We start from the raw sequence: 26661 nt of genomic DNA on the forward strand, positions 1-26661 counted from the left end.
CATGCTCGCACTGGCAGGACTGCTCGGCGCCATCACCGGTATCGGCATCTACGCCCTCATCAGGGCGCTCGCCCCGAGCCGGCACAGCGCCGCGGCCACCGTCGCCCAGATCGACGCCCTGCGCGCCCAGGGCCCCGCCGCCGGACCCGCCCCGCGCGCGACCGACCTGCGGGGCCGGATCGGGCAGCGGGTCTCCGCCTTCTACCTCGAACAGGGCTGGGAGCTGCGCTCGATGCGCGCCGACCTGGCCGTGCTGGACCGCAGCTGGGAGGGCTTCCTCGCGACCAAGCTGCTGCTCGGTGCGACCGGTCTGGTCTTCGGGCCGTTCCTCTACGCCCTGGTCTGGCAGTTCGGCTTCGGCGTCAGCCCGATCATCCCGGTGTGGCTGGCGCTGGTCTGCGCGGGTCTGTTCTTCATGCTCCCGGACCTCGAGGTGCGCCGGGACGCCACCGAGAAGCGCAAGGACCTGCGCCGGGTGATCGGCGCGTACCTGGACCTGGTGTCGATGAACCTCGCCGGCGGGCGCGGCCTGCCGGAGGCGCTGATGGCCGCCGCGGACGTCAGCGACGGCTGGGCCCTGGTCCGTATCCGCAGCTGCCTCAACGACGCCCGGATCACCGGCGTCAGCCAGTGGGTCGCGCTCGGCCGGCTCGGCGCGGAGCTGGGCGTCGAGGAGCTGCAGGACCTGTCCGTCGCGCTCGGCCTGGTGGCCGACGACGGCGCCAAGATCCGTGAGTCCCTGGCCTCCCGCGCGGAAACCATGCGGCACCGCGAGCTCGCCGAGATCGAGGGTTCCGCCGGCGAGAACTCACAGTCCATGCTGGTGGCGCAGCTCATGCTCGCCGCAGGCTTCCTGGTCTTCCTGATGTTCCCGGCCGCGATGCGCGTCTTCCAGGCGTGAACCGGCACCACACCGAACGCGTTCCACCGACCGGGCGGCAACGGCGCCGCGAGCTCGACGCACGACGGACACCGCACGACGTACGGCACATGACATCGCGACACCTGAGACATGGGAGTCGTCACCCAGAAAGGACTCGGACCATGAACCGACCCAACCCCCTCGCCAAGGCGACCACCGCCGTCGTCGGCCTCGTCCGCCGCCGCATCGCCTGGGCCCGCAGCGAGGGCCGCACCATCGGTGCCTCCGCCGTGGAATGGGTGATCATCTCGGCCATCGTGGCCGCGCTGGTCGCCGGTATCGGCTTCACCATCAGCAAGGCGCTGAACGACAAGACCGACAGCGTCAAGAACTGCATCGACAAGGCGAGCAGCACCAGCCAGTGCTGATGCCGGTCGGCCGGGCCGGCCGGCGGCGGACAGCGGGGCAGCGGAAAGGACGGGGGAGACGATGAAGGCGGTGGGCCGCGCGCTGCGCGACCGGTTCGCGGCAGCGCGCGGCGACAGCGGCGTGGGCCGGCGCAGGGCGGACGACCGCGGGATGACCGCGATCGAGTTCGTCTTCCTGACGCCGGTCGTCTTCGGGGTCATCATCGTCACCGTGCAGTTCGCGATGTACTACTTCGCCACGCACGTCGCGATCGCCGCGGCCCGGGCAGGCGCCCGCGAGGCCCGTACGCAGGCGGCCGTGTCCGGCAGCGACTGGCAGGGCAAGGCGCAGAAGAAGGCCAACGGCTACATCGACGGGCTCGGCGGCAGCCTGCTGACCAGCCCGAAGGTGACCGCCCAGCGGGTCCCGGGGCACGGCGACCGGGTCAGCGTCCGGGTGAAGGGGCACGTGCCGTCGATCCTCGGGATCGGCATCACGGTGGACCGCACGTCCGAGGGCCCGATCGAGCAGTTCATGCCGAACGGGTGAGGGAGCGGCCCGACATGACGGCAGCGGGGACGACGGGGATCACGGGGGCGACTGTGACGGGGACAGTGAGGACGGCGGGGCGGTGACGTACACGACTGCGACTGCGACTGCAACTGCGACCGCGGCTGCGCGGGCCGCGGCCTCGGGGCTGCGGCGGCGGGCCGCGGCAGGGGAGCGCGCCGGGGGCCCACGGGGCTCGGGGGACGCCGGGATCTCGACGATCGAGGTCGTGATCATCGCACCGGTGCTGATCCTCTTCATCCTGGTGCTGGTCGCCTTCGGCCAACTGGCCGACGCCCGCGGCGAGCTGGACGGCGCCGCGCGCGACGCGGCACGCGCCGGTTCCCTGCACGGCAACCAGGGCAAGGCCAACAACGCCGCCCGGCAGACGGCCAGGGCGGACCTCCAGCACATCTGCTCCGGCCCGATCACCATCACCCACACCAACACCCGGTGGGCCCCCGGCGGGGTCTACACCGTCCAGGTCTCCTGCCGGGTCCGCGGCCTGGCGGATCTGGGCCTGCCCATCACCACGACCCTGAGCAGCGAGTTCGCCTCGCCCCTCGACCCCTACCGGAGGTTCGAGTGAAGCGCCTGCTGCGCGCCCGACTGCGGGCGGTGCGGGACGCGTACGGCCGCGGCGCGGACCGCGGTTCGGGGGCCATCGCGCTCCTGATCTTCGCGCTGCTCTTCGTCACGCTCGCCGCCTTCGTGGTCGACGGCGGCCGGGTCCTGGCGACCCGCGAGCGCGCCGCCGACCTCGCCGAGCAGGCCGCCCGCGCCGCCGCCCAGGACATCGACGTGGATGCCCTGCGCTCCGGTGCCGACCTGGGCAAGACCGCGCCGATCCGGTACGGCAACTGCCGGAGCGACATCACGAAGTTCCTGACCGCGGCGGGCCTCAGCGACGACGACGTCAGCCACTCGACCTGCAGCGGGAACCGCCGGCGGATCACCGTCACGGTCCGGATCACCTTCCAGCCGATGGTGACCAGCCTCTTCGCGGTCAAGGGCCACGCCGTGAAGGGGACGGCCACCGCCGAGGCGCTCACGCAGTAGCCGCGCCGTGCACCCGCAAGGCACCGCGGACACGTATCGCGCCACCGGGCGCGTCGCATAACGTCAGGACCGAACAGCACGCAACGGAGCAGAGGAAGCAGGGCAGCAGCGATGGCACGCTCCACCGCCACGGGACGCCACCAGCCGCAGGCGCGGCCGGGACCGGGGCAGAACCCGGGCCGGCCCCCGCGCAGGCAGCGTACGTTCGGCGACGTCCTCCGCGCGATCGGCGCCTTCGTGGTGCTCGCGGCGCTCGTGGTCGGCGTGCCCGGAGCGCTGCTGCACTACATCGGCTCGCCCTTCCCGCACCACTTCGACTCCGACGTGCTGCGCCAGCCCATCACCACCAAGACCTTCGTCAACTCCCTCGCGGTGCTGGTGTGGATCGCCTGGGCGCAGTTCACCGCGTGCGTGCTGGTCGAGGGCAAGGCGGCGTTCTCCGGCGTGGGCATGCCGCGGCACATCCCGGGGTCCGGCGGGAGCCAGCTGCTGGCCCGCCAGCTCGTCGCCGCGCTGCTGCTGCTCGGCGTCGGCGCGGCCACCCTGTCGCCCGTGCTGGGGCAGCAGGGCACGCACCACCAGGCCGAGCACCAGGCCCGTCCGGGAGCCGTCGCCTCGGCGCAGCAGACCCCGGGCGTCCCGCACCAGGGCGCCTCGAACGCCGTCACCTCGCCGGAGGGCGGCGCGGGCCACGCCGGGACGGTCCGCAGCGTCGAACACACGCAGCAGGACACGAAGTTCTACCGGATCCAGCCGCCCGAGGGCCGCCACCACGACTCCCTGTGGGACATAGCCCAGCGCCACCTCGGCGACGGGCGCCGCTACAAGGAGATCTACGCCCTCAACAAGGACCGTGTGCAGCCCGACGGTTCGAAGCTGTCGCAGGCCAGCCTCATCCGGCCCGGCTGGATCATGGAGATGCCCGGCGACGCGACCGGCGGCGAGATCGTCGACATGCCGGCCGCCGCGGTGCAGCAGGTCCAGCACGTCGCCCACGACATCCAGCACTACGCGGAGCACGGCGGCGCCAAGGACACCGCGGCCGAGGGCGCGGGCGGTGGGGCGCACCAGGCCCCGCACCAGACCCCGGCGCAGACCCCCGCGCCCGAGCAGCACCGGTCGCCCGCCACGCCCGCGCCCGCCCCGGCCCCCGAGCAGGCCGGCGCGCACGGCGCCGGGCACGTCCCCACCGTCCACGCCGCCGCGCACCACGGCGGGCTCTCCCAGCTGCCCGAGGCGCTCATCGCCGCCCCTCTGCTGGCCGCCGGCCTGCTCGCCGCGCTCGGCCGGCGCCGCCGCACCGAGCTGTGGCAGTCCGTCGCCGAGGGCATCCTGCGCATCCCGCGCACCCCGCAGGGTCCGGCGGCCGACGCCGACGACGCGCTGCGGATCGGCGCCGACCCCGAGACCGTCGCCTTCCTCGACCGGGGCCTGCGCGCGCTGTCCGCCCAGCTCGACGCCGAGGGGCGGCCGCTGCCGACCGTCTACGCCGCGTGGCTCACCACCGACGAGCTGCACCTCCAGCTCGCCTGGGCCGAGGGGGCCCCGCCCGCGCCCTGGGTGCTGGGCCAGGACGAGACCTTCTGGCGGCTCGCCCGCACCTCGCTGCCCGCGGACGCCGGCACCGCGGCCGCCGCGCCCTACCCGGGCCTGGTCACGCTCGGCACCCTCGACGAGGCGCGGCTGCTGCTCAACCTCGAAGCGGTGCCCGGCGTCGTGTCGCTCGCCGGCGCCAAGGCCGACCGCGACGCCGTCCTCGCCTCCGTCGCCGCCGAACTCGCCACCAACGGCTGGTCGGACCGTATGACCGTGACCCTCGTCGGCTTCGCCGAGGACCTCACCGCCCTCGCCCCGGCCCGGGTCCGGCACCTCGCCGACGTCTCCGAGGCCATCGAGGCCATGGCCGCCGAGACGGCCCAGCGCCGCGCCGCGCTCCAGGCCGCCGGCCAGGACAGCGTCCTGACCGGCCGCGCCGGGCGCGCGCAGCACAGCCAGTGGGCACCGCACCTGGTGATCGTCGCCGACCGGCCCGGCGACGAGCAGATCCAGCGGATCGCCGAACTCGCCGCCGACGCCGGGCGGCTCGGCCTCGGCTACCTCCTCGCCACCGACACCGCCGCCGTGCCGGGCGCCGCCTGGGAGCTGGAGATCAGCTCCACGGGCCGGCTCACCGCGCCGCTGCTCGGACTCGACCTCGCCGCGCAGCGGCTGCCCGCCGCGCAGTACGCCGCGGTGCTGCAGCTCTTCGCGCAGGTCGCGGCCGGCGGCAGCGACGACGGGCGCGACCCCGACCCCGGCGCCCCCGCCTTCCTCGTCGACCTCAGCGACCGCGGCCGCCCCGGCGTCTACGCCCGGCTCCTCGGCGCCTTCGAGGTCAACGGCGTCGATGCCCCCGAGGCCGACCGAGGCCCGCTGCTCCACGAGGCCCTCGCGCTGCTCCTGCTGCACCGCGAAGGCGTCCACCCGCGCGTCCTGGCCTCCGCGCTGTGGCCGCGCGGCGTCACCGAGGACGTCCGCGACGGGCTCGTCGACCGGCTCCGCGACTGGCTGGGCACCGACCCGGACGGCACGCCCCGGCTCTCCTACGACGAGACCGGCCGCATCGTGCTCGCCACCTCGATCGTCTCCGACTGGGACGTCCTCCAGACCCTCCACCACCAGGCCGAGCAGGGCGTCGGGGCGCACGACCCCGTGGCCCGCCGCCGGCTGCTCACCGACGCCCTCTCACTCGCCCGCGGCCGCCTCCTCGACGACCGCGCCGCCGGCCGCTACGGGTGGCTCTCGCACGAGATCGTCGAGGCCCAGCACCCGGTGCTGGTCGCCGAGATCGCCCTCGCGCTCGCCACGCTGCACCTCGACGCGGGCAAGCCGAAGGCGGCGGTCGCCGCGGTGGAGACGGGCATGGGGGTCGCCCCCCAGGACGAGCGCCTCTGGCTCGCCCTGCTGCGCGCGGCCCACGCCACCGGCGACCCGGCCCGCCTCGAATTCGCCGCCGCCTCGCTCCTGAGCAGGTCCGCTGCCGCTGGGCCTTCGCGGGGCCTGCCCCCGCGCGTCGAGGCCCTCCTCGACGACCTCCACCCCACCTGGCGGCAATCCCTCGCCGAACTGGCGTAAGCGGTCCCTGCCGCGCAGGGGGGGGCGAGCGTTTTGCGCTGCCGCGCGGGGAGGATGCGCTCTCCGCGCGGGGCGGGCGTTTTCGGGCTGCGTCTGCGTGGCCGGGTGCTCCGGGGGCGGGGAGGGTGCGCTTGCCGCGTGGGGTGGGCGTTTTCAGGGGCGCGTGGGGGTACCTCCCAGGCGAAGCTCTGGGGGAGAACTGCGCGAGCAACCCTCCCTCACAGCTTCGCCTGGGGGTACCCCCATCTCGCTTCGCTCGCGGCCGGTGGTCCGGTAGGAAACCGAACCGCCCCTTCGGGTCGGTGACGACCCGCGCCCCGGTGGGGGCTGGGGGTCCCCCCGCGCCCCTGGTGGTTGCCCGGCGGCGCAGTCGCAGCCCGGAAAACACCACCCACAGCCCAGCCGCAGGCTGAAAACGGGTGCCCCGCGGCGCAGCCGCAGCCTCGGAACGCGCCCCCGCGGAGGGGGGACCGGGGGCAGGCCCAGGAGATGCGCGGGTCAGTTACGCGCGCGATAAGCGGACTTCTTCGCGCGGTTGCCGCACACATCCATGGAGCACCAGCGGCGGGTCCCGGGACGGGAAGCGTCCAGGAAGACCGCCCCGCAGTCCGCGGCAGCGCATTCGTGGAGGCGCGCCAGGAGCGCGGGCGCGGCCGCGAGTTCGAGGGCGTCCCGCGCGACGAGGGCGAGGACAGCGGTGACGGGCTCGTCCGCCCGCCACCGCAGCTCACCCTCGGCGGTGAGCCGCGGTACGGGTACGGGCTGCGCGGCGGCGCGGTTGAGGCGGCCGCGGACGGCGGGCGCGGCGGCGGCCCCGTCCCCCGTGCGGGCGGCGGCGACGAGCGCGTACACCGCCTCCCGCAGGGCGCGGGCCTCGCGCACGACCGCGCCGGTGGGCTCCACCGGGGCGCGGGGCGCGTCGAGCGCGGGGCCGCACTGCCGAACCCACTCCGCGAGCGCGGCGCCGTCCGCCAACTCCTCCTGCGCGCGGGGCGTCCCGCGGTACCGCAGGGTGCGCACGTAGTCCAGGCACAGCCGCCCGGCCCCCTGCCGGAAGCGCGGCGGCGCGGTGATCTCCGTCATGCCGGCCAGCGTACCCCTGGAACCGGTATGACTGGTACCGTCGTCGCACCGGTTTGACCGGTGCCCTGAATTCCGCGCAGTGAGGTGACGATGTCCCAGCCGAACGGCCCCGCAGACCTCGCGAAGCCCGTCCGGGGGAGCGGGCTCCCGGCCCCCGCGGGAGCGCCGCAGGAAGGGCCGCCGCGCCGCCTCGTCGTGCTGCTCGCCGTCGCGTGCGGCCTGACCGTCGCGAACCTCTACTACGCCCAGCCTCTGCTCAGCGAGCTGCGCCGGTCCTTCCACATCGGCACGGTCACCGCGGGCAGCCTGGTGACGGCCGGCCAGCTCGGCTACGCGCTCGGGCTGCTCCTGGTCGTGCCGCTCGGCGACGTGCTGGAGAAGCGGCGGCTGGCCACGCTGCTGCTCACCCTCACCGTCGCCGCGCTCGCCCTGGCGGGCCTCGCGCCGGACTTCGGGGTGCTCCTCGCCGCGTCCCTCGTCCTGGGCTGCACGCTGACCGTCGCCCAGATCCTCGTGCCGTACGCCGCGGACCTCGCGCCCGACGCGAGCCGCGGGCGGGTCGTCGGGCAGGTGATGAGCGGGCTGCTCACCGGCATCCTGCTGTCCCGGACGGTGGGCAGCCTGATCGCCGACGCCACGAGCTGGCGCGTGGTCTACCTCGGCTCGGCGACGCTGATGACCGTCCTGACGCTGGTGCTGCGCTCCACACTGCCGCCGCGGCAGCCCGCGGCCGCGCTGCCGTACGGGGCGCTGCTGCGTTCGACGGTGCGGCTGCTGCGGGTCCACCCGGCACTGCGCCGCCGGGCGCTCTACCAGGCGGCGATGTTCGGGGCGTTCAGCGTCTTCTGGACGACGATCTCCTTCGTCCTCACCGCCGCGCCCTTCCGCTACAGCCAGTGGCAGGTCGGCCTGTTCGCCCTCGCGGGCGCCGGCGGCGCGCTCGTCGCCCCGCTGGCCGGGCGGTGGGCCGACCGCGGCCTCGTCCGCCCGATGACCGCCGCGGCCTTCGCCGCCGCCGCGGCCGCGTTCGGCCTCGCGGCGGCCGGGCGGCACAGCGTACTGGCGCTGGGCGCGGCGGCTGTGCTGCTGGACATGGCCGTCCAGACCACGCTCGTCCTGGGCCAGCACGTCGTCTACGCCCTCGACGGCGGCGCCCGGGCTCGCCTCAACAGCGCGTACATGGCGACGTTCTTCGTCGGCGGAGCGGTGGGCTCCCAGGCGGGTTCCGCCGCCTACCACCTCGGCGGCTGGCCGCTGACGACGGCCCTGGGCGCCGTCCTCCCCCTCCTGGCCCTGACGTCCACGGTGCGGCTGCGCCGCGGCTGAGCGGTTCTCTGCGGCGCCGGGCACGCCAGGTGCCCCCACGCGCCCCTGGAAACGCTCACCGCCCCGCGCGGCGGATCGCCCTCCCGGTCACAGCACTAGAGGCGGACCGCCGCGAGGATTTCGGGGAGGCGTCCGAGGAACCGGGGAGCGGCGAGGCGGAGGGCGAGGGCGGCGAGGGCGGCGCCGTAGGGGACGCCGACCGGGAGGGCGAGCCAGAGCAGGCCGTGGTGGCCGGTCGCGTGGAGGACGATGACGGGCACGAAGACGGGAAGGCACAGCACCGCCGCGGTGAGCATCCCGCCGAGCAGGTTGAGCGCCGCGAGGCTGCTCTGGCCGGGCGCGGCGGTGCCGAAGGGATTGTCGTGCGGGAGCGCGTACGGGTAGCGCACACTCGCCACGCACCCGGTGGCGACGAGCGCGCCCAGGAACGCGTACGACACCCCCAGCGTCTCGGCCAGCGAACCGGCCTGGCCGAGGACCACCGCCGCGCCGACGGTCACCACGGTGACGTAGGGCACGGCTATTGCGGCGACCGCGAGCGCCCGCCCGCGCAGCTCCAGCTCCGCGTCGCGGCGGTCGGCGACGGCGGCCGCGACCGTCCAGAAGGCGGATCCGTCCGTCCCGAACAGGTTGAACATCTGCACGCCGAGCAGCCCCGCGGCCCACAGGCACTGGTAGACGCTGCCGTGCTGGAAGACGGCGACGGCCGGCAGCAGCAGGCCGACCGCGAGACCGGTCACCAGCGACGCCTTGGCGCGCGGCTCGCGCCACATGTAGCGGAACTGCCGCTGCGCGACCGTGCCCGTCCGCCCCTCGGGCAGCCGCGGCCAGGGCAGCCGCCGGGTGCGTCCGGCGCCGTCCGCGCGGCTCCCGGACTCCTCCGGGGCCGCGGCGATCGTGGACGCGTCCGGGGAGACCATGAGCCGCACCAGGCTGCGGTGCCACCAGCGCAGCGCCGCCGCCACCGCCACGGCGGTCAGGGCGAGTTGCAGGACCGCCAGGGCATATGCGCCGCGGTCGGCGGAGCGGACGGCGTCGACCGCGGTGCCCGGCGGTATCCAGCGGACCACGGACAGCGCGGAGTCGGCGTGGTCCAGGCCGTCGCCGCCGGACAGCGAATCCGCGCCTATCCGGATCAGCTGCGCGCCTATGGCCACGAAGACGCCGCTGAGCACCGCGAGATCGCGGCCCTTGCGGCTGGTCAGCAGCCGGGTGTTGGCCGCGGCCACCGCCCGGGAGAGCGACACGCACAGGGCGAGGACCAGCAGCGCGGCCGGAACGGCGACGACGGCGGCCGCAGCCCCGTACGTGAGGGAGACGACCGCGCCGGTGACCAGCAGCGTGGTGAGCAGCGGGCCGACGCCGACCAGCGAGGAGACGAGCAGCGCGGTCAGCAGCGGCCGCGGCCGCAGCGGCAGCATCGTCAGCCGGGTGGGGTCCAGCGTCTCGTCGCCGCCGAAGAAGAAGAGCGGCACGACGGCCCATCCCACGGCGAGCACCACGGCGGCGGTGACGGCGACGGCCGGCGCGTGCTCGTTGTGCCGCATCGACAGCAGGGCCGCGGTGTTGGCGAGCGTGAAGATCAGGGCCACGCCGACACCGACGCACCAGCCGAACGTGCGCCCCGTGGACCGGCGCAGCCCGTTGCGCATCAGCGACAGCTTGAGCCGGACGAAGACGGCGGTCACCGACGCGGGGGCCGCGGGCGGGGGAGCGGTGGTGGCGGTCATCGCGCGCCGCCGCCCAGCCACTCCAGGCCCTCGCCGCCGGAGCGGTCGGCGCCGACCAGCGACAGGAAGGCGTCCTGCAGGCTGCCGGCCCCGCCGCGCACCTCGGCGAGGGTGCCGCGCGCCACGATCCGGCCCGCGGCCATGACCGCGACCCAGTCGCACAGGCTCTCCACGAGCTCCATCACGTGCGAGGAGAAGACCACCGTGCCGCCCCCGGCGGTGAAGCGCTCCAGCACCCCGCGGATGACCTGCGCGGACACCGGGTCGACGCCCTCGAACGGCTCGTCGAGGAAGAGGACGTCGGGGTTGTGCAGCAGGGCAGCGGCCAGGCCGATCTTCTTGCGCATGCCGGTCGAGTAGTCCACCACCAGCTTGTGCTGGGCGCCGGTCAGGTCCAGCACGTCCAGCAGTTGGGCGGCGCGCCGGTCGGTCTCCGCGCCGGGCAGGCCGCGCAGCCGGCCGGTGTACGCGAGCAGTTCGCGCCCGGACAGCCGCTCGAAGAGCCGAAGGCCCTCGGGGAGCACGCCGATCCTGGCCTTCACCGCGACCGGGTCCGTCCACACGTCGTGGCCGTGGATCTGCACCAGGCCGTCGTCCGGCCGCAGCAGTCCGGTGATCATGGACAGCGTCGTCGTCTTCCCCGCCCCGTTCGGCCCCACCAGGCCGACGAACAGGCCCGCGGGCAGGTCGAGATCGACGCCGGCCACGGCGGCCTGCGTGCCGAACTGCTTCCACAGCCCGCGCACCCGCACCGCCGGGACGGGCCCGTCCTCCTGCCCGCCGGCTCCCTCGGCGCGATTCCCGTAGTACGGCAGCGGCGCGCCCCGCTGTGCTTCCTGCTCCGACTCGGCCATAGCCCGCCGCCTCCCCCTGCCCCGTGCCCTGCTCCGCGGCTCCCCACGGACGGTCACACCCTAGTGCTGTGACCGGGAGGGTTCACCGGCTTGCGACGCCCGGCACGGCACCTCGCTGCGTTGCCGCATCGACCGAGCAGGCCCACTACGAGGCCGAGCGGCCGCGCCCGATGGCTCAGCGCCCCCGCGTCCGGCGGCTCAGCGCCCCCGCACCGGCGCCGCGGCGCGGCCGCGCCCGGCGCCCGCACGGGCCGCGGCCGGCCGCGCGGGGCGGGCGCCGGCGTCCAGTGCCTCCATCGCCTCGCGGGCGCACGCGTAGGCCAGGGCGCCGAGTGCCTCCGTCGCGTCCGGCAGCCAGCGGTTGGCGGGAGTGGGCCGCCGGGCCCACATGACCATCCCTGCAGGAACGGTTCTTGTGGGCGGAGCGACGACCCAGCCGCCGCGTCCCAGCACCGAGAGGTCCAGCGACGCGGGCCGGCAGCCGAAGCTGCGCAGCGTGTCGGGCACCTTGTCCCCGCTGCCCGGCAGGACGAAGAACATTATCCGGCGGCCGGGGGCGCCGAGCACCGGTCCGAGCGGCAGGTTTATCCGCTCGCTGCGGGCCAGCGCCAGGCAGCCGGCGTTCTCGGAGACCTCGAGGACGTCGAAGGAGCGCCCGGTGGGCAGCAGGACGGACGCGCGCGGCTGCTTCTGCCACATGTGCTGCACGGTCGGTACCGCGCCGCTCGCCTGCGTCACCCAGTCGGGGCGCGTGGGGTGCGCGCCGGGCGCCGGGCAGTCGGCCGCGCTGCAGGAGCAGCAGGGCGCACCGTCGGGGTCGGTCTCCAGCCAGGTGCCGGGCAGGACGTCCCACTGGCGTTCCTCGGCGTAGCGGACAGCCGCCTCGGCCGGATCACCGGCGAGCTGCGGCGGGGATGAGGTGCTTTTGTCCACGCGGAGCACAACAGCCCCTCGCCGCCCGGGGTTACGGGCGGGGGCCGGGCCGGGTCATAGCAGGCGCACGGATGCACTAACGGGGGCGCGTGCGGGCAGCGGGGCCCGGTGACGGGTAGTCAGTGGGAGGAGACATCGGCGCTTGCCGGTGAAATCCCGCAAAGCGGGGCATTTCCTGGTCAAGGACTGGGAAAGTATCGCCCAGCGGAGCCGCACAGTCATGCGGGACCGGGCCACCGGGCGATGCGAACGCCCGCCGGGCCCACCGCAGTCGGGCCGCGGCGCCGTCGCGCCGCGGAGCCGTACACGGACGTCGGTCACCGGGACGGGTCGACGAGGACGAGGGGGACAACCATGGCCGCACGACCACTTGTGGCGCGCCAGCCCAACGAGCGGCTCCAGTCGCTCATCCAGGAGGCCGGCTGCTCCAACGCCGGGCTCGCCCGCAGGGTCAACATGTGCGGGGCCGAGCACGGCCTCGATCTGCGCTACGACAAGACGTCGGTGGCGCGCTGGCTGCGCGGGCAGCAGCCGCGCGGCAGGGCGCCGGGCATCGTCGCCGAGGCGCTCGGCCGCAAGCTCGGCCGTGCCGTGTCGATCGAGGAGATCGGCATGGCGGACGGCAAGAACCTGGCGACGGGCATCGGCCTGCACTTCTCGCCCACCGTGCTCGGAGCGATCGAGCAGGTCTGCGAGCTGTGGCGCAGCGACGTCGGCCGCCGGGAGTTCCTGACCGGCTCCACGGTCGCCGCCTCCGCGCTGGTGGAGCCCAGCAGGGACTGGCTGATCACCCGCCCCGACCAGGGCGTGGCCCGCAACGGCGGGGCAAAGGTGGGCGCTTCGGACGTCGAGGCGGTCCGCGCGACCACCCAGGCGCTCACCGATCTGGACCACCGCTTCGGCAGCGGCCACGTCCGGCCGGTCGTCGTGCACTACCTCAACAGCGTGGTGTCCGGCCTGCTGGCGGGCAGTTACCGGGAGTCGGTCGGCCGCGAGCTGTTCTCCGCGGTGGCCCGGCTGACCGAACTGGCCGGGTACATGGCGGTGGACACCGGCCAACCCGGCCTGGCGCAGCGCTACTACATCCAGGCGCTGCGGCTCGCGCAGGCCGCCGGCGACCGCGGGTACGGCGGCTACATCCTGGCCGCCAGCATGAGCCACCTCGCAGCGGCCCTCGGCAATCCCCGGGAGATCGCCCAACTCGCCCGCGCCGCCCAGGAAGGCGCCAGGGGCCAGGTCGGGCACACCGCGGAGGCGATGTTCTACGCGGCCGAGGCGCGCGGCCACGCGCTGCTCGGCGACGCGCGGACCTTCGCGACGGTCGCCGGTCTCGCGGTCGGTGCCATGGAGCGCTCGCAGCCGGACCAGGACCCGGCGTGGATCGCGCACTTCGACCACGCCTACCTCGCGGACGAACTGGCCCACTGCCACCGCGACCTGGGCCAGGCAGCGCCCGCCGCCCGGCGCGCGGAGGAGGCGCTGGCCGCGCATCCGGTCAGCCGCACCAGGCGCCGCGCCATCGACATGCTGCTGCTGGCCGACGCGCAGGTGCAGCAGCGCGAGATCGAGCAGGCCTGCCACACCGGCACCCAGGCGGTGGCCCTGCTGTCCGGGCTGCGCTCGGACCGCGGCGCGGAGTACCTGGAGGATTTCCGCCGCCGTCTCGACCCCTTCTCCGCGGAGCCGTCGGTACGGGAGTTCGGCGCCCGGCTGGAGGCGCAGGAGGCCGCGTGAGAGCGGCGGCGGACGGTGCCGCGCGGGCCGTCGGCCCGTCGCGGAAAAGCCGCGTGAAACGGTGAACGGACAAGAGCACACCGAATCGTTACCGTACCGACACCGTTTTCACCGGCGCGCCCAAAGCGCTGGAAATCCCGGCGCCGCGGCCCTCCGCGGCGCCCCGGACCACCGGCCCGCCCCGCCCCCGGGCGCTCACGCGTTCGGGTCCATGGCCCCCTTCCGCGTTCACCGGGTAGCGTGTGCGCTCGTCCGACACTTGGTGAAGGCGGGAGTCAACGGCGATGCACAGCAGCGGACGCGGCGAGGAAACGCCCGAACCGTACTCAGGCGCCGTCCAGCCCACCGGGCAGCAGCAGGCCTACGGAGGGCACGCGCAGCCCGCTCCGGGCACTCCGTGGGGCGACCCGGCCGCTGCCCCGGGCATGCCGCCGCAGCTCCCGCAGCAGCCCGTGGAGGCCGCTGACGCCACCCAGATGCTGCCGCCCTACCCGGCCGCGGGTCCTGCCGCCGCACCGCCGCCCATACCCGCGGCCCCGCCGCAGGCCCCCGCCCAGCCCCCCGCGCCCTTCCCGGGCCAGGTCCCGCAGCCGCCCGCGCCGGGCCTCTTCCCCGGCCAGGCGCCGCAGCCGCCCGTACAGCCCGTGCCGCCCGCGGAGGCCACGCAGATGCTGCCGCCCTATCCGGCGGGCGGCCCCGGCGAGCCCGCGCCGCCCGCGGAGGCCACGCAGATGCTGCCGCCCTATCCGGCGGGCGGCCCCGGCGAGCCCGCGCCGGCCGAGGCCACCCAGCCGCTGGCGGTCTTCCGGGAGCAGCAGGGCTACGACGAGTACGGCAGCCCCGCAGCCGCCCCGCAGCAGTTCCCGGACCAGGCCCAGTACCCCGGCCAGGCGCTCTATCCGGACCAGCAGTCGTACGGCGGGCAGCAGCAGTACACCGACCCGGCCGCCTTCGAGCAGCCCGTGCAGCCGGACAGCGACTACGACCACCTCTTCCGCAGCGACGTCCCCGGCCCCGAGCCGATGCGCCCGCGCATCCTGCAGCCGCACGACAGCCGCTCGCAGCAGGGCGGCCACCCGGGCCGGCAGTGGCAGCAGGGCCAAGGCGACGGCGGCCACCAGGGCTACGACGGCTACGCGGACGACGGCGAGGACGACGGCGGCCGCCGGATCTCGCCCAAGGTGCTCATCGGCATCGTCGTGGCGGGCTGCGTGGTGGCCGGCCTCGTCGTCGGGGGCATGATGAGCGGCGGCGGGGGCAAGGCGAACGCCGACGCCGACCGGCCGTCCGCGACCGCCGCGAGCACCCCGAGCGGCACGGCCGGCGGCGACGGCAAGAAGGCCGGCGCGGGCGCCGACACGGCCGAGGCGCAGGCCCAGGCACTCGACGCGCTGCTGGCCTCCAGCGGTGCGAGCCGCAGTTCGGTGGTCAGCGCGGTCGAATCGATCAGGGGCTGCAAGAACCTCCCCGGCTCCGCCGCCGACCTGCGCGCCGCCGCGACCCAGCGCGACGGCCTGGTCACCCGGCTCGGCGCCCTCTCCGTCGACAAGCTCCCCAAGCACGACGAGCTGACCACGGCGCTGACCAAGGCCTGGAAGGCGTCCGCGTCCGCCGACAGCCACTACGCGGCATGGGCCGACCAGGCGGCGGGCAACGCCGATGTCTGCAAGGGCGGCCACGCTCGCAACACCGGGGAGTCGCAGGCAGGCGCCAAGGAAAGCGGCACGGCCACCACCCAGAAGAAGGCCGCCGTGAAGCTGTGGAATTCCATCGCCGACACGTACGGCCTCACCAAGCGCCAGTACAGCCAGCTCTGACCCCCGCAGGGGCCGGGCCGCCCCCGCGGTCCGGCCCGGTCCTGCCCGCCCGGCTGTCAGCCGATGCCGGTCGCCGTCCGCAGCGTCGGGGCGACGTCCACGAATCCGGCCTTCTGCGGCACCAGCCGGCCCCTGGTGATCACCTGGTAGGTCACCTTCGCGTTGCTCAGCCGGATGTGGTCGGGCAGGTTGAGCAGATCGTTCTCGGTCCAGCCGAGATCGGGGGTGAGCCCGCCGGTGGAGAGCCCCGTGGTGCCGTCGAAGGCCCGCTGGACGCTCCTTGAGGTCACCGCCGTGTCCTTGTCCATCGCCCTGATCACCTCGGTGAAGGCGGTGTAGGCGATCCAGGTGGTCTGCACGCCGGGGTCGGCGACGTCGATCCGGTCGTCGGAGAAGGCGTACTTGTCGACGACCGACTTCATCTCCGCCCACTTCGGGTCGGACGCCGGCGGGTACCAGTCGGTGACGAGCGCGCCCTCCAGCGGGCTGTTCGCGCCGCCGGTGGCGTTCACCAGGGACTGCTGCACGCTGCCGATGACCGACGAGAGCTGCACCTTGGGCTTCTCGTCGCCGAGCCGGCGCAGCGAGTCGAAGAAGGTGCTGGTGTGGTCGCCGAGCACCGCCGAGACGCAGCCGCTCGCCTTGTCGTCGTCCACCGCCTGCGCGGCGACGCCCGAGTATTCGGTGGCGTCGTCCTTGGCGAGCAGGTCGCGCGCGGGCGCGTGCCCGCCGGACTTCAGGCCCTGGTCGAGGAAGATCGGGAACTGGTCGCCGGTGATCGAGTCGGGGCGCACCAGCGCCACCTTCCTGCACTTCTCGGCGAGCTGCTCCCCGCTGCCCGCGAGCAGCGCCGGCAGCCCGCCGTTGACCGGGTACGACAGCGGGCTGAGGTACTCGTCCTGCGTGATGCCGTAGCCGCCGATGTACGGGATGTCGTTCGACGCGAGTGCGGAGGTGAAGGCCCGGCCCTGCTCGCTGTAGGAGCCGACGACGGCGACCGCGTGCGCGTCCGCGGCCTGCTGCACGCAGTTCGACACGGCGACGGCGTCGTTGCGCGCGTTGCACGTGAGCACCTTGAGCTTGCGGCCGTTCAGCCCGCCGTTGTCGTTGACGTACTTCTCGAACGCCTGGGCCATGGCCACCATGCCCGGCATGTTCGTGGCCCTCGTCCCCTGCGGTGCCCACGTCATCACCACGACGGGCCCCTGGGAGCCCCCCGAGCCGCCGGGAAGCACGCCGCACCCACTGAGCAGCGCACTTGTGGCCAGCAGCGGGACGACGGCGTGGCGAACCCTGCGTATGCGCCTTTCGGTCATGGTTACGGAAGATGGTGGTCCGCGCCCAACGTCAGGGTTATCGCGCGCGAACGGGCGGTCACTTTCAGGTGAATTACAGGTGGCGCAGTTCGACTGCGTACGATTGCCCGCCGTGCAAGGTTCCGAGAAGTCTTCCCGCCGCGGCCGTGTCTCCTCCACGATGGGAGGCATGCCTGTCAACGACATGCCGTGGTGGCGCTGGCGCAGCAATGTGCGCTCGGCGCTGCACATGATCAGCGATCCGGTCTTCCAGCGCGAGGTGTGGCAGGCCGGTCTGCCGGGCTACGGGGACGTCACCGACGCCGTCTACCGGTTGGTCGAGGACACCTGGCTCGACAACTGGTCGGCGGACAAGTACGTCGGCACCATATTCCGCGACGCCCAGGAGGCGGCGCTCGTCGACGTCGCGGTGCTGCGGGTGCTGAAGATCCTGCACCAGGTGGGTGCGGACGCGCCCGCGTCGGCGTATCTGGAACACGACGGCTGGCCCGACGCGGTCCGTGCCGCACGGGACGCCCATGCGCTCATGGCGCGGGCGGACGGGGAGGACCCGGACATCGCGCCGCGCTCGCTGGAAGTGCTCGCCATCTACACCAGGTCCGCGTGACGGACATGGCGGCGCGCCGGTGGCCGGGTGTGCGAGGCTGACCAAGTGACCGAACAGTCGCGGCAGCCCGCCGACCCGCAGTACGTCCTGACGCTGTCCTGCCCGGACAAACAGGGCATCGTGCACGCAGTGTCCAGCTACCTGTTCATGACCGGCTGCAACATCGTGGACAGCCAGCAGTTCGGCGACCGCGGCACCGGCCTGTTCTTCATGCGCGTGAGCTTCTCCGCCGAGCCGCCCGTCGACCTGGAGAAGCTGCGCGCCAGCTTCGCGGCGATCGCCGGCGCCTACCACATGGACTGGCAGATCCACCCGGCAGCGGAGCGCATGCGCGTCGTGCTCATGGTCAGCAAGTTCGGGCACTGCCTCAACGACCTGCTGTTCCGCGCGAGCATCGGCGCCCTGCCGGTGGAGATCGCCGCGGTGGTCTCCAACCACACCGACTTCCGTGAGCTCTCGGGCTCCTACGGGGTGCCCTTCCACCACATCCCGGTCACCCGTGAGACCAAGGCGGAGGCCGAGGCACGGGTGCTGGAGCTGGTGCGCGCGGAGGGCGTGGAGCTGGTCGTGCTCGCCCGCTACATGCAGGTGCTGTCCGACGGTTTGTGCCGGGAGCTGTCGGGGAAGATCATCAACATCCACCACTCGTTCCTGCCGAGCTTCAAGGGCGCCAAGCCGTACCACCAGGCGCACGACCGCGGTGTGAAGCTGATCGGTGCGACCGCGCACTACGTGACGGCCGACCTCGACGAGGGCCCGATCATCGAGCAGGAGGTCGAGCGGGTGGGCCACGCGGTCACCCCCGAGCAGCTGGTCGCCCTGGGGCGGGACGTGGAGTGCCAGGCGCTGGCCCGCGCGGTGAAATGGCACAGCGAGCGCCGGGTGCTGCTCAACGGAAGCCGCACGGTCGTCTTCGCCTGATGCGCCTCGCCTGAGGCCCGTCGCCCTGGAACCCGTTGCCCTGAGGCGCCTCGTGCGAGGTCCTTCGCCCGAGGGCTGCTCGCCCGAGGCCGGGGTGCCGCGCCCTCAGAGCCGGGAGAGCGACGCCGCTGCGTACAGCACGTCCCGTACGACATCGCGGTCGCCGTGCAGCCCGATCGCGATCCGCTCCGGGTCCAGATGGCCCGCCGCGAGCTGGCAGAACTCGACGCCGTCCATGGCCACCTCGGCGACGGCGTGGTCCTGCGAGGCGACCGCGCCCGGGGAGTCCAGCGGCAGGCACCACCGGCCGCCGCCCGCGCCGTCGATCTGCAGCAACAGCGAGCGCCCCGGCGCGCCCGCGTCGGCCAGCCGGGCCTGGGAGGCCGCGAGCCCCTGCCGCCGTCTGGAGGCCAGCGCGCCCGGCAGCATCCGCGCGGCCAGGTCGATGATCCGGTTCAGGTTGCGCGGCGCCGGAGGGTCGTACGGATACGCCACCGCCTCGGCGATGTCCGCGGCGTGGATCCAGCACTCGAAGGCCCGGTCCACGAAGGCGTCCTGGAGGGGCATCGAGACGGACCCGAAGTCGACGGCTATCCCCGCGGCCCCGGCGCCCGCGAAGGACACCGTGCGCAGCAGGGCGTGGCTCTGCCCGCGCCAGGTGTCGCGCAGCTCGGCGGAGCGCGCGGCGTGAGCGCCCGGGCTCTCGGCGGCCGCGGCCCGCTGCGCCGCCCACAGCGCCTCGGTCCGCCCGACCGCGTCGAGCGGCAACTCCGCGCTCTCGGCGTCCTCCTCGGCCCCGGTGCCGCCGGTGCCGCCCGTGCCGTCGGGCAGGCGCGCGTCGGACAGGTCGAGGGCGACGGCGACGAGGCCGTCCACCGACGTCAGATGGGCGATGACCTCGCCGACGGTGGCATTCCTGGTCACCGGGCCGTTGTCGTACCAGCGCAAGCTCACCGGCTCCTGCCAGGACGTCTCGCCCAGGTCGCGCAGCAGCGCGTCCAGCCGGGCCGCCTCGGCGTCGTAGGGGCCGGCCCACTCGGGCACCGGGATACGGGCCGGGCGGCGGCCCAGGCAGCCCTCCAGCACCCGGGCCCGCAGCAGCGGGTCGAGGTCGAGGGGCTCCTCGTGGTGCAGCAGGCCGACCGCGTCCCGCAGCCGGAGGGCCTCCTCCGCGCAGGCGGCGCAGTCGGTGAGGTGCACCTCGACCGCGAGGGCCTCGTCGCGCGAGCACGCGGTCAGCGCCCAGGCGCCGAGCAGCGACTTGAGGGTGCCGTGGTCGTAGAGCGGCAGCCGGGCCTCCGGCTCGGGCGCCGGCGCGGGGCCGTACGCGTCGTGGTCGTAGGGGCCGGGCGGCAACGGGCACGGGGCGCCCGGCTGGTCCCGCTGCTGCGGCACGCGGGGCAGGTCCTCGTCGCCGTCGCCGCCGTGCGGGCCGCCTCCGTTGCTGTAGGCCGCGCCGCTCACGGCTGCCCCCGGTGGTCCGGCGCGGCGGCCGGGAGCCGGGCCTGCCGGACCTCGCCGGGCTCCATGGCCGTGGACAGCAGTTGCAGGCCCAGCCGCAGCCGGCGGCGCGACTCGTCGGCGCTCACCCCCAGACCGGCGGCGGCGTCGCGGTAGTCGAGCCGCTCGCGGTAGGCGAGTTCGAGCGCGTCGCGCAGCGGGGCGGGCATGGAGGTCACGATGAAGTCGGCGCGGGCGGCGGTGTTGGCCTCGCGGACCCGCGCCTCGACCTCGTCGGAGGTGGAGTGGCCGCGGCTGGCGTACTGCCGCAGCCGGTGCACGGACTGGCGCTGGGTCAGGGCGGCGAGCCAGGAGCGCAGCGAGCTGTGCTTGGGGTCGTAGTCGTCGGGATTCTCCCAGACGTAGCCGAAGACCTCGCGGGTGATCTGGTCGGCCGCCTCGTCGTCGTCGAGCACCCGGTAGGCGAGGTTGTGCACCATCGAGGCGTAGCGGTCGTAGAGTTCGCCCAGCGCCGCTTCCTCGCCGCGCGCCAGCCGCTGCTGCATCTTGCGGTCCCAGCGCGGCGGTGCGGGTGTCGTCATCTGCCGCCCCCTTCGCCTCGCCCTTGCATCACAGCCACCGTGCCGGCCGGGTGGCCGTTCCTCCCGACCGTACCCGCCGGGTACCGCGGCATGCGTCCCTTTGCACCAACCTGGCCCCTCATGTGATCGCTTCTGTCGGTCTGTTATGCGGGTGTGACCGGAAGATTGCAGGGTTACGGCTGTGAACGGGCATAGGGTCCTTGTGATGACGAAGCTGATACCGACGCCGGCACCGGCGGTGAGGCCGGCAGCGAGGCCGGCGGTGGCGCCGACCGCGAGGCGAGGTGCGCTCTTGTGCTGGTGACCCGGGCCGAACGAGACGGCTGGGTGGTGGTGACGGTCACGGGCGAGATGGACCTGGTCTCGTCCCCCGCGGTACGCCAGCAGGTGCACGACGCGGTCGCGGACGGGCGGCGCAGCGTGGTGCTCGACCTGACCGAGGTGCGCTTCTGCGACTCCAGCGGGGTGGGCGTGCTGATCGGCGCCCGGCGGCTGATGCGGTCGTGCGCCGGACGGCTGCGCATCGTGCTGCCCGCCGGGGGCCCGGCGGCGGACGAGGGCGCGCACGTCAACCGGGTTCTCGCGGCCCTCGGCGTGCGCCGCCTGTTCGAGGTCTACCCCGATCTGGCCGCCGCGACCGACGATTCCGCCCAGCCGCTGAGCGCCTGACCGCCCCGCCGACTGCCCGTGACGTCCGATTACGGAGCGTCCGCTCGGAGTTGTGTCCGATGCGTGACTTGTTACACCGTGGAGTCGGCTCCTGCCTCGGGTACGCTCCATCGGGTGCGCGTACGTCCCTGGTCCCGGACTGCCGCCCGGTGCCGCCGGGTGGCGGTGAGCCCTGGTCGGCCGACCGGCGCGACGCGGGGCACAGTATGCATCACGCGTGCTCCGTTGCGCTGGAATATGACGGAAGCGCTTGTTGGGGTGACGGACGGTCGATCATGCTGTGGGGACCCGGAATCACGCACGGTGATTCCGTGGAGGCATGAAGTCCGGTGTCCGCCGGTTCGGATGGTGTGAACGTGCAGATGCTGCAGGTGCAACTGGAGGTGGGCGTCGACCCCGCGGAAGTGGGGCGGGCGCGCCGCTGGGCGAGGTCGCGGCTGGTCAGGTCGGGGATAGGCGCCGACGAGCCGGTGGCCGAGACGCTGATCCTGCTCATCTCGGAACTGGTCACCAACGCCGTTGTGCACACCGGCTGCCCCGCTGTGCTGCGGATGCTCTTCTCCTCCGCGCCCGCGGCCCCGGTACGCGTCGAGGTCGCGGACTCCAGCGACACCCCGCCCGCCCCGCGGCACGCCCGCAAGGACGACACCGGCGGCCGCGGTCTGGAACTCGTCGACGGGCTCGCCGACCGGTGGGGGTGGCAGCCGGAGGGCGCGGGCAAGCGGATCTGGTGCGAGGTCGACCGCGGCGCCGGTGCCGGCTGCACCGCGCAGGCCGGCCTCGGCGACCGGGCCCTGCGCGCGGCCGCCCTGACCTGACGCCGCCACCTCGGCCCCGGATGCCCGGCCCACGCGCCGGGGCCCCGTCCGAGGCTTTCGCCCCGGCCCGGTCAGCGCGGCGGCCCGGCCGGCTGGAAGGTGCGGCGGTACGCGGTCGGCGACACGCCCAGCGACAGCTGGAGGTGCTGCCGCATCGAGGCGGCGGTGCCGAAGCCGGCCTTCCCGGCGATCCGGTCCACGCTCAGGTCGGTCGACTCCAGCAGCTGCCGGGCCAGTTCGACCCGCTGCTGGGTCAGCCAGCGGCCCGCGCTCATGCCCACCTCCTCCCGGAAGCGCCGGGTGAAGGTGCGCACGCTCATCGACTCCCGCTCGGCCAACTGCCGCAGCGTGAGCGGCTGGTCGAGCCGGTCCAGGGCCCACGCCCGGGCCCGCTCGGTGCTCGCGAGCTGCGGCTCGGGCAGCGGCCTGCGGATGAACTGCGCCTGCCCGCCCTCGCGGTGCGGCGGCACCACGGTGCGGCGCGCGACGCTGTTCGCCACCGCCGTGCCCCAGTCGCGGCGCACGATGTGCAGGCACAGGTCGATGCCCGAGGCCACGCCCGCCGACGTGAGCACGTCCCCGTCGTCCACGTAGAGCACGTCGGGATCCACCGTGACCCGCGGGTAGAGCCGCTGGAAGTGGTCGGCGTGCATCCAGTGGGTCGTCGCCCGCCGCCCGTCCAGCAGTCCCGCGGCCGCCAGCAGGTAGGAGCCGGTGCAGATCGACACCACGCGTGCCCCCGGCCGTATCGCCGCGACGGCCCCGGCCAGCGGGGCGCTCAGCACCCCGCCCTCGTAGGCCGGGCCCACCTCGTGCGACGCGGGCACCACCACCGTGTCGGCCTGCGCCAGCGCCTCCGGGCCGTGCGCCACCACGATGGGGAAGTCGGCGTCCGTCCGCACCGGCCCCGGCGCGAGGCCGCACGTCACCGTCTCGTAGTACGGCACGCCCTCCGCGCTGCGGGCCGCGCCGAAGATCCGGTGCGGGATGCCCAGTTCGAACGGGATCACGCCGTCCATGGCGAACACCGCGACCCGGTGGCGTCCGGGCCGGCGGAAGACGCCGGTGCCGCTGCTCGTGCCGCTCGGGTCATTCGTGCTGCCGGCTCGGTCCTCGGTTCGGCTCATGGCCCGATCCTTGCACATCATGGCCATCGGGCCACTCGCTGCCCGGCGTGCGCCACCGGAGACTGGCCCGGTGACGCAGACAACCCCCGCAACCGCACCCGCGCCCGCCGTCGGCGGCGCGGCCGCTCCCGGCCGTCGACCGCGCCCGCACCGCGCCTGGGCGGTCGCCGCCGTCACCTTCCTCACCCTCATCGGCGCTGCCGCATTCGCCTCCCTCCCGGGCCTGCTGATCGACCCGCTCCATTCCGAATTCGGCTGGTCGCGCGGGATGATCGGGCTGGCCGTCTCGGTCAACCTCGCGCTCTACGGACTGACCGCCCCCTTCGCCGCCGCGCTCATGGACCGCTTCGGCATCCGCAAGGTGGTCGTCTGCGCCCTGCTGACCATCGCGCTCGGCGCGGCGCTGACGGTCTCCATGACGCAGGTGTGGCAACTCGTCCTGTGCTGGGGCGTCCTGGTCGGCCTCGGCAGCGGCTCGATGGCGCTGGCCTTCGCCGCCACCGTGACCAACCGGTGGTTCGTCGCCCGCCGCGGCCTGGTCACCGGCGTCCTCACCGCTGCGGGGGCGGCGGGGCAGCTGGTCTTCCTGCCGCTGCTGTCCTGGATCACCGAGAACCACGGCTGGCGGCCGGCCGCCGCGGCGGTCGCGTGCTCCGCGGTCGCCGTGGTCCCCTTCGTCTGGCTGCTGCTGCGCGACCACCCCGCCGACGTCGGCCTCGCCCCGTACGGTGCCGCGGACTTCGTCCCCAAGCCGCCGCCGGTCACCGGCGCCGCCGGCCGTGCGCTGCGCGCACTGCGCCAGGCCTCGGGCACCGGAACCTTCTGGCTGCTCGCGGGAGCGTTCGCGATCTGCGGGGCGTCCACCAACGGGCTGGTCAAGACGCACTTCGTACCGGCCGCGCACGACCACGGCATGCCCGTGACCGCTGCGGCGTCACTGCTCGCCGTGATCGGCGCCTTCGACATCGTCGGCACGGTGGCCTCCGGATGGTTCACCGACCGCCTGTCGCCGCGCCGCCTGCTGGCCGTCTACTACGGCCTGCGCGGGATCTCCCTCATGTTCCTCCCCATGCTGCTCGCCGACAGCGTCCATCCGCCGATGGTGCTGTTCATCGTCTTCTACGGTCTGGACTGGGTGGCCACCGTCCCGCCGACGATCACCCTGTGCCGCGAGCACTTCGGCGAGGACAGCGCGATCGTCTTCGGATGGGTGCTGGCAGCCCATCAGGTCGGCGCCGCGTTGGTCGCCTATCTCGGCGGTGTGGCCCGCGATGTCTTCGGTACGTACGATCCCGTCTGGTACACCTCCGGTGCGCTGTGCGCGCTGGCCGCGCTGATGTCGCTGGTGGTCCGCCGCGCTCCGGTCGCCGCTCCGGTCGCGGTGGCTGTCGGTGTGTGAACGGACCGCGGTGCGCCGCCCGTTCCCGATGCGCCGACGACCACTCGAACGGGCGAACGAATTCTGCGGGGTTGCAGGTCAGCCGGGCAGTGACACCAGCAGCCGGGCCGCCGCGCGGGCGATCTTGCGGGCGTCGATCGCCATCTCCCGGAACATCCCGCTGACGGGGTTGGTGAAGCCCGTGAAGAACAGGCCCGGCGCGCCCTCCGGCTGCCGCGCCCCGCGCACCAGCGGCCGCCCCCGCCCGTCCAGCACACCGAGGTGCCCGACCAGCGGTTCCAGCCCTCGCCGGTAGCCGGTCGCCGCGACGACCGCGTCGGGCGCGACGCGCGAACCGTCCGCGAGAAGCACCTCGCCGTCCTCGAACCGGTCGACGGCGGCCACGATCTCGACGCGTCCCGCCCGCAGCGCGTCGATCAGCCCGACGTCCTGGACCGGGATCGCGCCGTCCAGCACCCGCGCGTACAGCCCCTCCGCCGGGCGCGGCAGCCCGTACCGCGACAGGTCGGGCACGCTCATCCGCTCCACGTGCGGGGCCACCTTGTCCACCAGCCGCGGCGGAAGCCGCCGTACCAGGATCCCGCTCGCCTGGGCCGGCCAGCCCGCGGTCGAGCGGCGCATGATGTGCGGCGGGGTGCGCACCGCGAGCCGCACCCGGGCGGCGCCGCCCTCGACGAGGTCGACGGCGATCTCGGCGCCGGTGTTGCCGATCCCGACGACCAGCACGTCGCGGCCTGCGTACGGCCCGGCGTTGCGGTAGCGGGAGGCGTGCACCAACTCGCCGGGAAAGGCGTCGCGGCCGGGCCACTCGGGCACGTACGGCGTGTGGTTGTGGCCTGTGGCCACCACGACCACCGGCGAGGCCAGCACCCGGCCGCCGGTGGCCGGCAGGTCCCAGCCCTTCGCGCCCCGCTCGACGCGGTCCACGGCGATGCCGGTGGCGATGTCGAGCGCGTGGTGCTCGGCGTACCGCTCCAGGTAGCGCACGACGTCGTCGCGGCCCACCCAGCGGCCGTACGCCCGGGGTATCGCCATTCCCGGCAGGGCGGAGAGTCTTCGGGTGGTGTGCAGGTGCAGGCGGTCGTAATGGCCGCGCCAGGAGGCACCCAGTCGTTCGGAGCGCTCCAGGACCAGCGGGCGGACGCCCCGCTGGCGGAGCGCCGCGGCAGCGGCCAGGCCGCCGGGGCCCGCCCCGATCACGATCGCGTCCGGCGTCGCGGCCTGGCCCGCTGCCGTGGGGGGTGGAGTGGATGCGGACATGCGGAACTCCTGTGCTGCTGCGGCCTACTGGGTGCGACGTGAGCGTAACGGGTGCCGCCGCGCCGGCCGTCGTCTCCTTGCGCCTGCCGGCGCGGGGCGGTATCGGCCGCGTCAGGAGCGGGTGGCGGCGCGGTAGAGGGAGAGGACGGCGTCGCCGAAGAAAGGGCTGTAGGAGATACGGTCGTTGGGGCCGCCGCCGTCCAGCCCGCCGATCAGGCCGACCACGCTGCCCGTCCCGGTGCGGGGGTCGTAGCCGAGCAGCCACGGGCCGCCGGAGGTGCCGCCCGCGAAGCCGTCGCACTCGATGCGCAGTTGCCGCCGCCGGTCGAGGCGCTCGGTGCGGGTCGTGCAGATAACCGGCAGGTCGTGCGGGTCGCCGGCGCGGCTCGGATAGCCGACGACGGTGACGCGGGTGCGGTAGCCGGGGGTGCGGGCCAGCCGGTCGGCGCCGGTGACCTCCTCGATGCGCTGCCCTCGCGGTCCGGGCAGCACGCGGGCGAAGGCGACGTCGAGGTCGGAGGCCGCGTCGTCGTCCGGTTTCCAGCGCGGGTCGGTGAAGACCTCGTCCACCGCCCAGATCCCGTACGGCTGCCGGGCCGCGCCCGCACGGTAGTCGGGGACGAAGCCGATGTCCGCACCCGGCCTGCAGTGCGCGGCGGTGAGGACGAGGTCGCGGCCGGGGCTGTGCACGACGCTCGCCGTGCAGCGGTGCGCCGTCAGGTCGTGGCCGACCGAGAAGAGGACGCCCACGGTGGGCAGCCCCGCGAAGTAGACGGCGGCGTCCACGGCTTCGGCCGCCGCGGGACCCGCGGCGGCGCGCACGGCGGGCGGCAGCCGGTCCCGGCCGGCCGCCGGCATCGCGTCGGCCATCCGCTCGGGCGTCCAGAAGCGCACGGCGGCCTGCGCCGTCCACGGCCGGCCCGGCGGGGCGGCGGGGTGGTGCGCCGGCCACAGCAGGGCCGTCACGCACAGCAGCGCGGCGGACGCGATCGCCGGCAGCGTGCGGTGCGGCATGGGTGCCGGGACCCGCCGG

Annotated in this window: 24 protein-coding genes; 14 read left to right on the top strand and 10 right to left on the bottom strand. The window is 74.5% G+C overall.

Annotated elements, in window-relative coordinates; genetic code table 11:
* The first annotated feature begins 1 nt into the window (after position 1).
* From IH54_RS0107570 to IH54_RS0107595, 6 genes are all read left to right on the top strand, one after another.
* Positions 2 to 901, top strand: a complete 900-nt coding sequence (locus IH54_RS0107570) for a type II secretion system F family protein (protein WP_031514118.1) — start codon at positions 2 to 4, stop codon at positions 899 to 901.
* Between the two features lie 143 nt (positions 902 to 1044).
* Complete coding sequence (locus tag IH54_RS0107575) at positions 1045 to 1290, top strand: hypothetical protein (RefSeq protein WP_031514120.1); 246 nt, start codon at positions 1045 to 1047, stop codon at positions 1288 to 1290.
* Between the two features lie 61 nt (positions 1291 to 1351).
* Positions 1352 to 1819, top strand: coding sequence for a TadE/TadG family type IV pilus assembly protein (locus IH54_RS0107580; RefSeq protein WP_052397180.1), 468 nt, complete (start codon positions 1352 to 1354; stop codon positions 1817 to 1819).
* A 211-nt stretch (positions 1820 to 2030) separates the two neighbouring features.
* The gene (locus tag IH54_RS0107585; RefSeq protein ID WP_420711723.1) at positions 2031 to 2408 is read left to right on the top strand and encodes a TadE/TadG family type IV pilus assembly protein; all 378 of its coding nucleotides are present in this window, start codon (positions 2031 to 2033) and stop codon (positions 2406 to 2408) included.
* A complete protein-coding gene (locus IH54_RS0107590; RefSeq protein WP_031514126.1) occupies positions 2405 to 2878 on the top strand; it encodes a pilus assembly protein TadG-related protein in 474 nt (157 codons plus the stop codon). The genes IH54_RS0107585 and IH54_RS0107590 overlap by 4 nt, the downstream gene beginning before the upstream one ends.
* Positions 2879 to 2989: 111 nt before the next feature.
* Complete coding sequence (locus IH54_RS0107595) at positions 2990 to 5992, top strand: BTAD domain-containing putative transcriptional regulator (protein WP_031514128.1); 3003 nt, start codon at positions 2990 to 2992, stop codon at positions 5990 to 5992.
* A 498-nt stretch (positions 5993 to 6490) separates the two neighbouring features.
* Here IH54_RS0107595 and IH54_RS0107600 read toward each other — a convergent pair whose 3' ends face one another.
* A complete protein-coding gene (locus tag IH54_RS0107600; RefSeq protein ID WP_031514129.1) occupies positions 6491 to 7075 on the bottom strand; it encodes a CGNR zinc finger domain-containing protein in 585 nt (194 codons plus the stop codon).
* A gap of 90 nt (positions 7076 to 7165) precedes the next feature.
* Between IH54_RS0107600 and IH54_RS0107605 the strand changes: the two genes are divergently transcribed.
* On the top strand, positions 7166 to 8401 hold the full coding sequence (locus tag IH54_RS0107605; protein WP_078862013.1) for an MFS transporter: 1236 nt from the start codon (positions 7166 to 7168) through the stop codon (positions 8399 to 8401).
* A gap of 95 nt (positions 8402 to 8496) precedes the next feature.
* Here the strand turns inward: IH54_RS0107605 and IH54_RS0107610 are convergent, their stop codons facing one another.
* The 3 genes from IH54_RS0107610 to IH54_RS0107620 form a co-directional block, all read right to left on the bottom strand.
* The gene (locus IH54_RS0107610) at positions 8497 to 10131 is read right to left on the bottom strand and encodes a hypothetical protein (protein WP_031514133.1); all 1635 of its coding nucleotides are present in this window, start codon (positions 10129 to 10131) and stop codon (positions 8497 to 8499) included.
* Complete coding sequence (locus tag IH54_RS0107615) at positions 10128 to 10985, bottom strand: ABC transporter ATP-binding protein (protein WP_078862014.1); 858 nt, start codon at positions 10983 to 10985, stop codon at positions 10128 to 10130. The genes IH54_RS0107610 and IH54_RS0107615 overlap by 4 nt, the downstream gene beginning before the upstream one ends.
* 198 nt (positions 10986 to 11183) lie before the next feature.
* On the bottom strand, positions 11184 to 11918 hold the full coding sequence (locus tag IH54_RS0107620; protein WP_234343398.1) for a bifunctional DNA primase/polymerase: 735 nt from the start codon (positions 11916 to 11918) through the stop codon (positions 11184 to 11186).
* 354 nt (positions 11919 to 12272) lie between these two features.
* Between IH54_RS0107620 and IH54_RS0107625 the strand changes: the two genes are divergently transcribed.
* Both IH54_RS0107625 and IH54_RS39455 read left to right on the top strand, forming a co-directional pair.
* On the top strand, positions 12273 to 13652 hold the full coding sequence (locus IH54_RS0107625) for a hypothetical protein (RefSeq protein ID WP_031514139.1): 1380 nt from the start codon (positions 12273 to 12275) through the stop codon (positions 13650 to 13652).
* Between the two features lie 284 nt (positions 13653 to 13936).
* Positions 13937 to 15469 (top strand): hypothetical protein, encoded by a 1533-nt coding sequence (locus IH54_RS39455; protein WP_052397181.1) that lies wholly within the window; start codon positions 13937 to 13939, stop codon positions 15467 to 15469.
* Positions 15470 to 15525: 56 nt separating this feature from the next.
* On the opposite strand, the gene IH54_RS0107635 is transcribed toward IH54_RS39455, so the two are convergent.
* A complete protein-coding gene (locus IH54_RS0107635) occupies positions 15526 to 16785 on the bottom strand; it encodes an ABC transporter substrate-binding protein (protein ID WP_043180138.1) in 1260 nt (419 codons plus the stop codon).
* Between the two features lie 160 nt (positions 16786 to 16945).
* Between IH54_RS0107635 and IH54_RS0107640 the strand changes: the two genes are divergently transcribed.
* A complete protein-coding gene (locus tag IH54_RS0107640) occupies positions 16946 to 17392 on the top strand; it encodes an SCO4402 family protein (protein ID WP_031514145.1) in 447 nt (148 codons plus the stop codon).
* A gap of 45 nt (positions 17393 to 17437) precedes the next feature.
* Positions 17438 to 18313 (top strand): formyltetrahydrofolate deformylase, encoded by an 876-nt coding sequence (purU, locus tag IH54_RS0107645; RefSeq protein ID WP_031514147.1) that lies wholly within the window; start codon positions 17438 to 17440, stop codon positions 18311 to 18313.
* A 105-nt stretch (positions 18314 to 18418) separates the two neighbouring features.
* On the opposite strand, the gene IH54_RS0107650 is transcribed toward purU, so the two are convergent.
* Complete coding sequence (locus IH54_RS0107650) at positions 18419 to 19777, bottom strand: hypothetical protein (protein WP_031514149.1); 1359 nt, start codon at positions 19775 to 19777, stop codon at positions 18419 to 18421.
* On the bottom strand, positions 19774 to 20355 hold the full coding sequence (locus IH54_RS0107655) for a sigma-70 family RNA polymerase sigma factor (RefSeq protein WP_052397182.1): 582 nt from the start codon (positions 20353 to 20355) through the stop codon (positions 19774 to 19776). Before IH54_RS0107655 ends, IH54_RS0107650 begins: the two co-directional genes overlap by 4 nt.
* 300 nt (positions 20356 to 20655) lie before the next feature.
* Here IH54_RS0107655 and IH54_RS0107660 point away from each other — a divergent pair, with 300 nt between their 5' ends.
* Both IH54_RS0107660 and IH54_RS0107665 read left to right on the top strand, forming a co-directional pair.
* The gene (locus IH54_RS0107660) at positions 20656 to 21024 is read left to right on the top strand and encodes an STAS domain-containing protein (RefSeq protein ID WP_031514152.1); all 369 of its coding nucleotides are present in this window, start codon (positions 20656 to 20658) and stop codon (positions 21022 to 21024) included.
* Positions 21025 to 21380: 356 nt separating this feature from the next.
* A complete protein-coding gene (locus IH54_RS0107665; RefSeq protein ID WP_078862032.1) occupies positions 21381 to 21842 on the top strand; it encodes an ATP-binding protein in 462 nt (153 codons plus the stop codon).
* A gap of 71 nt (positions 21843 to 21913) precedes the next feature.
* Here the strand turns inward: IH54_RS0107665 and IH54_RS0107670 are convergent, their stop codons facing one another.
* Positions 21914 to 22861 (bottom strand): helix-turn-helix domain-containing protein, encoded by a 948-nt coding sequence (locus IH54_RS0107670; RefSeq protein WP_043180203.1) that lies wholly within the window; start codon positions 22859 to 22861, stop codon positions 21914 to 21916.
* 178 nt (positions 22862 to 23039) lie between these two features.
* On the opposite strand from IH54_RS0107670, the gene IH54_RS0107675 reads away from it, so the two are divergent.
* Positions 23040 to 24368, top strand: a complete 1329-nt coding sequence (locus IH54_RS0107675) for an MFS transporter (protein WP_031514159.1) — start codon at positions 23040 to 23042, stop codon at positions 24366 to 24368.
* 78 nt (positions 24369 to 24446) lie between these two features.
* Here the strand turns inward: IH54_RS0107675 and IH54_RS0107680 are convergent, their stop codons facing one another.
* Both IH54_RS0107680 and IH54_RS0107685 read right to left on the bottom strand, forming a co-directional pair.
* Positions 24447 to 25628 (bottom strand): flavin-containing monooxygenase, encoded by a 1182-nt coding sequence (locus IH54_RS0107680; protein WP_031514161.1) that lies wholly within the window; start codon positions 25626 to 25628, stop codon positions 24447 to 24449.
* Positions 25629 to 25739: 111 nt separating this feature from the next.
* Positions 25740 to 26642, bottom strand: coding sequence for a trypsin-like serine peptidase (locus tag IH54_RS0107685; protein ID WP_078862016.1), 903 nt, complete (start codon positions 26640 to 26642; stop codon positions 25740 to 25742).
* Between the last annotated feature and the right edge of the window lie 19 nt (positions 26643 to 26661).

Origin of the sequence: Streptomyces sp. NRRL F-5123 (genome assembly GCF_000721495.1) — a bacterium.
GTDB lineage: Bacteria > Actinomycetota > Actinomycetes > Streptomycetales > Streptomycetaceae > Actinacidiphila.